General features: G+C 62.0%; 7 protein-coding genes. 1 reads left to right on the top strand and 6 read right to left on the bottom strand.

Annotation, left to right across the window (positions count from 1 at the left end; translation table 11 throughout):
- Positions 1-34 precede the first annotated feature (34 nt).
- Together L0H65_RS14470 and L0H65_RS14465 are read right to left on the bottom strand one after the other, a co-directional pair.
- Positions 35-940, bottom strand: coding sequence for a fatty acid desaturase (locus L0H65_RS14470; RefSeq protein ID WP_301459755.1), 906 nt, complete (start codon positions 938-940; stop codon positions 35-37).
- The gene (locus L0H65_RS14465; RefSeq protein WP_301459754.1) at positions 921-1,148 is read right to left on the bottom strand and encodes a DUF2061 domain-containing protein; all 228 of its coding nucleotides are present in this window, start codon (positions 1,146-1,148) and stop codon (positions 921-923) included. Before L0H65_RS14465 ends, L0H65_RS14470 begins: the two co-directional genes overlap by 20 nt.
- A gap of 100 nt (positions 1,149-1,248) precedes the next feature.
- Here L0H65_RS14465 and L0H65_RS14460 point away from each other — a divergent pair, with 100 nt between their 5' ends.
- Positions 1,249-2,109 carry a helix-turn-helix transcriptional regulator gene (locus tag L0H65_RS14460; protein WP_301459753.1) on the top strand — a complete coding sequence of 287 codons (861 nt, stop codon included), beginning with the start codon at positions 1,249-1,251 and terminating at the stop codon, positions 2,107-2,109.
- On the opposite strand, the gene L0H65_RS14455 is transcribed toward L0H65_RS14460, so the two are convergent.
- The 4 genes from L0H65_RS14455 to L0H65_RS14440 form a co-directional block, all read right to left on the bottom strand.
- Entirely contained in the window at positions 2,101-2,592 is a 492-nt protein-coding gene (locus tag L0H65_RS14455) for a lipocalin (RefSeq protein WP_301459752.1), read from the bottom strand. The two genes, L0H65_RS14460 and L0H65_RS14455, sit on opposite strands and share 9 nt — an antisense overlap.
- Positions 2,580-3,104: a hypothetical protein gene (locus L0H65_RS14450; protein ID WP_301459751.1), complete on the bottom strand. Its 525-nt coding sequence runs from the start codon at positions 3,102-3,104 to the stop codon at positions 2,580-2,582. Before L0H65_RS14450 ends, L0H65_RS14455 begins: the two co-directional genes overlap by 13 nt.
- 1 nt (position 3,105) lies before the next feature.
- Positions 3,106-4,149: an aldo/keto reductase gene (locus tag L0H65_RS14445; RefSeq protein WP_301459750.1), complete on the bottom strand. Its 1,044-nt coding sequence runs from the start codon at positions 4,147-4,149 to the stop codon at positions 3,106-3,108.
- Positions 4,150-4,259: 110 nt separating this feature from the next.
- Positions 4,260-4,972 (bottom strand): aldehyde dehydrogenase (locus tag L0H65_RS14440; protein ID WP_301459749.1); only part of this gene is annotated, 713 nt, incomplete at its 5' end.

Genomic DNA, 4,972 nt, shown 5'->3' with positions numbered 1-4,972 from the left:
TCCAGAGTTCCATGCCACCCCCATCGCATGCCGCCTACGGGCTGTCGAGTGGGGCGGGTGGGTAAAGTGGATGCGGCAACGGATCTTTGGCATGCAGCAGGTATTGCCGAAACACCTGCCCGTAGCTGCGATAACTGTAACCATCATTGGTACGCAAGAACGCCTCGCGCCCTGCCGCATAGGTTTGAGGCAGGCGATACCACGGGATACCGGGGTGCCGGTGATGGACCGAGTGGAAATTGTTGTTCAAAAACAGATAGGACAACGGGCCGCGATCCTCCACCACCACCGTTCGGGCGGCGGCGGTGTCATGCGCGCGATGTTCCAGATAGGTGCGGATTTTCAGGATGCCATGACCGATCCATGCCGCCAGCAGATAGGCCCAGAACGGCATCGCTGCAAACCAGAGCCAGACCACGACCGGCACGCATCCCAAACCGTGCAAGGCCCAATCGCGCCGCACCCCCGGCGCATCCGCCCGGAACGCGCGGTAGTCGCCAGCCAGCCACAAGGCATTGCCGATCAGCGGCCCAAGCACCATCCGGCCGAGCAACGTGTTGTTCGCCTTGAACAAGGATTGCGCCCAAACCGGCAGCGTGCGCCACACTTTCGGGTCGAAGAAATTGCTTTCGGGATCGTCGTAAGGATCGGTCAGAATCGGATCATGGTGATGCGCCAGATGGGTATCGCGAAAGCGCCCGTAAGGCACGGTCAGCGTCAGCCCAGGCGTCACCAGCGCCTCATTCAACCATTTGATGCGGAACGGATGCCCGTGCAGCGCCTCGTGTTGCAGCGAGGAGAATTGCGTGATCGCAAGCCCGGTCAGGATGATGCCCGCAACCGGCGACCAGCCATAAACCACGGTCGTCGCCACCCCCCAGACCAGATAGGTCGCGAACAAGAATAAAAGTGTGGGCCATTCAACGCGCGCGACTGGCATCCTGACCCTCCATCTTGCCCCAGGCGATCGTCGCCCAGACCCGCTCATGCAGCAAATACACCACAAAACCTGCCGCCATGTTCACCAGCGCCAGACCGCCCGCGACCGCGGCCGATCCAGTGTAAAGCCAACCGATCACCCCCATCGAGATCAGGCCAATCATTTGCCAGACAACGGCTTTGACAAGACTTCGACGACGACTTTCCATAAAATTCCTCCGGGATTACCATTCTGATAGCCCTGCGTAGGTTGTTGCGCTAGTCTTGATATGCGCAATGTTTCTACAACAATGGTTGGAATTATCACCGATGCGGACAATAAACGACAAACGCGACCGTGCGACCCTGTTCCGCGACCGCCTTGCGCAGGCGATGACCGACAAGGCGATGTCACAAGCCCAACTCGCCCGCGCGGTCGGCGTTGACCGTTCCACCGTGTCGCAACTTCTGGCGACAGGCAGCACCCGGTTGCCCAATGCGCAGGTGGCGGCCGAATGTGCGCTGGCGTTGCATGTCAGCGCCGATTGGCTGCTGGGGCTGACCGACCGACCGGAGATGGGGGCCGAACTGCTCGCCGCTTCGCTGAGCGTGACCGAAGCACCGCGCGCCTTGGTGGATGAGCAGATCTACAACTGGCACCGGGAGGCGGTTGGCTACAAAATCCGCCACGTCCCGGCGACATTGCCCGACATGCTGAAGACCGAAGCCATGCTGCGTTGGGAATACGACCCGCATCTGGGCAAAAGCACGGATCAGGCCATTGGCGCCTCACGCGACCGGTTGGAATGGATGCACGCGCAACGGTCGGACTATGAGATTGCGCTGCCTGTGCATGAGTTGACCGCATTCGCGCAAGCGACTGGCTATTATCAGGGATTGCCGCTTGCAACACGAGCCCACCAACTTGACCACCTGATTGCGCTCACGGATCAGCTTTACCCGTCGCTGCGGCTCTATCTGTTCGACGCGCGCCGGGTATTTTCGGCTCCGATCACCATTTTCGGCCCGCTGCTGGCGGTCCTGTACCTCGGGCGGCACTACCTCGCCTTTCGCGACTCGCTGCGGGTCGAAAGTCTGACGCAGCATTTTGACTGGCTGGTGCGCGAAGCGGACTTTGGCGCGCGAGATACGCCCGCGCATCTGCGCAGCCTCCGGCAGTCGCTAGCGTAGATAGGCAAGATTGTAGCCGTTCCAGTCCAGCACCTCCTGCGCGGCGCGCAAGCGGTCGGCGGGCAACGGCCTTTCGCGGTTGAGGATGAAGCCGAACGCGCCCGACGGCGTACCGATCACCAGTGTCCGGTAGCCGACATCGGCCCAGATCACCCACCACACCTCCCCGCGCGGCGGGGTGAAGCGGCCCGGTCCGGCAGGTAACAGCGACCCCGAAAATGCCGTTGAAACACCGTTGAGGCAGAGGCGGGCGTCAATCGTCAACCCGCTCGCCGCCTGCGAAATCGCGGCATTGCCGGGTTGGCAGGCTGCCGCATCCTTGGTTGCAAATTCCGCGACCTGCGCCCATTGACCGACAAGGCGCGGGGTTTCGAGCACTGCATTGGAATAGATTTGTTTGCCGGGGTCACGAAAGCCGGGGCTGGTCTGCTTTGAGACACAACCGGCCAATATCAGGACCAAACCCACAGCTACTCGATACATAATTCAACCTGCCGCCCATCGCCTTGCAAGATCGACTCGCAGCCCAGAATTGGCTTCACCGGCGCGCAGGTGCGCGACCGCGCCAGACATGCGCCCTCACAATCGGTTTCTTTGCTGCATCGTTTGCCCGAATCCTTGGTCATGAACTGGCAGGTCATCGCCCCGGTCTTGCCAAGCATCACAAACCGACCGTGTTTCTTTTCACAGGCCAACTGCACTGCGGTCTTGATAATAACGGGTTCCAGCGGTTTCGCCTCGACGACAGGCGGCGTTACCACAGGCGCGGAAGGCTTCGTTTCGGCGACGGGTGGCGCAACACCCGGCGTTTGCGGCGGCGTTTCGGCGGTCGCAGAAGGGGGGGGCACCTCCCCCATCGGTGCTAATGTCGTCGTGGCAACTGCCGGGCCTTGCAATGCAGTCGGCGCTGCAACATCGCTCAGTGGCGGATTGGTGCCGCCCGATTGGCAGGCACAGAGCACCAGTAGCAAAGCGATTGCTCCCCTACGTCGCATGTCAGAACGGTGCCGGAAAGTTGCGATGCGCGGTACCAATCTCGGCCAGAACCTCCGCTGAAAGGGTCAGGTCAGCAGCGTCAATATTGGTGCGCAACTGGTCCAGACTGGTCGCGCCGATGATCGGGATCACAGGGAACGGACGGCTTTGCACGAAGGCGAGTGCCATCTGGTTCGGGTCAAGCCCGTGGCGGGCGGCAATGCCGAGATAAGCGGCAATCGCTTCGAACACATGCGGGGTGACGCGGCCACCAAGATCAGGGGTGAAGGCGCGGCGGGTGCCGTCGGGGATCACACCGCCGGCATATTTGCCCGACAACAACCCCGCTGCCAAAGGCGAAAACGCCAGCAGCGGCATGTTTTCCATCGCCGCAAACTCTGCCCAATCGGTATCAAACTGTCGGCACAGCAGCGAATATTCATTCTGCACGGTCGCCATGCGCGGCAGACCCATCGCAACGGCCAGGCGGAGCCAATTCGCAGCGCCCCAAACGCTTTCGTTCGACAGGCCAATCGTGCGGATCTTCCCCTCCGCGATCAATTGCGCTGCCATCTGCAACACGTCGATCATGTCGCCGAACACCTCCGCCGCAGGCGTCGCGGGCGGTGTATAGGTCCACATGCGGCGGAAGTGGTAGGAGCCGCGATTGGGCCAGTGGAGTTGGTAAATGTCGATGTAATCCGTCTGCAACCGTTTCAGTGAGCCTTCAACCGCCTCGCGCAGCATCGCCCCGGAGACAACCGCCCCGCCCCGCACAAAGCTGTTGCCTTCGCCGGTAATCTTGGTCGCCAGAACCACCTTGTCCCTGCCGCCCTTGCGGGCAAACCAGTTGCCGATGATGGTTTCAGTGTTGCCGATCGTCTTGGCAGCGACGGGGTTGCTCGGATACATCTCAGCGGTATCCCAGAAATTCACGCCATGTTCCAACGCCAGCGCGATCTGGTCATGCGCTTCGCTTTCGGTGTTCTGGCTGCCCCAGGTCATGGTGCCAAGACAATATCGCGACACGTTCATTCCGGTGGTGCCAAGCGGGATCTGCTTCATCGACTTGCCTTTCTGGCGATCATGTCATCGCGTATCGCGCGTCAGACTCGCATCATTTCACGGCTGGTGCAAGCGGTGGCGGCGCGCACGGAATTGGGTATGCGCCTGCCTCACCCCAATGATTTCAGGCGAATGGCCACGTCCAGCATCCGGTTGGAAAAGCCCCATTCGTTGTCGTACCAGCCGAACACCCGCAGCATCCCGCCTTTCGTCACCCGCGTCTCAAGGCTGGCCATCACGATGCTTTCACGCCGCGCCCGCAGGTCGGTCGACACCAAAGCGCGATCCGTCACCCCGATGACGCCCCCGACCGCGTGAAAAGCCGCATTCATCGCCTCTCGCGTGGCGGGGCGTTCGGTCATCACCGCAAGGTCCACCGCCGAGACGGAGGCAACGGGAACCCTGACCGCCGACGCCTCGATCCGCCCCGCGAGTTCCGGCAAGACTTGATCGAGCAGACGTTGCGCGCTGGTCGTGGTCGGCACCAGTGACAGCGCCGCCGCCCGACTGCGCGCGAAATCCGCCGCTGGTGCGTCCACGGTCGGCTGACTCCCGGTATAGCAATGAACCGTCGTCATCCACCCCGTCACGACCCCCCATTCTCGCTGGATCAACGCGGCCAGCGGGGCCAATGCATTGGTGGTACATGACGCGTTGGAAATGATGCGATGCGCCCCTTGCAAACCCGCATCATTCGCCCCCAGTACCAGCGTATAATCCGCAGCCTTCGACGGCCCCGACACCAACACACGCGCCGCCCCTGCCCGCAAGCCCCGCGCCGCCATTTCGCGGCCCGCACGTGGGGCGCGACCCGCGCGACGTG

Source organism: Pseudorhodobacter sp. (assembly GCF_030452865.1).
Lineage (GTDB): Bacteria > Pseudomonadota > Alphaproteobacteria > Rhodobacterales > Rhodobacteraceae > Pseudorhodobacter.
The sequence above is the reverse complement of the archived record's forward strand: the minus strand, read 5'-3'. Positions and strand labels throughout refer to the sequence as shown.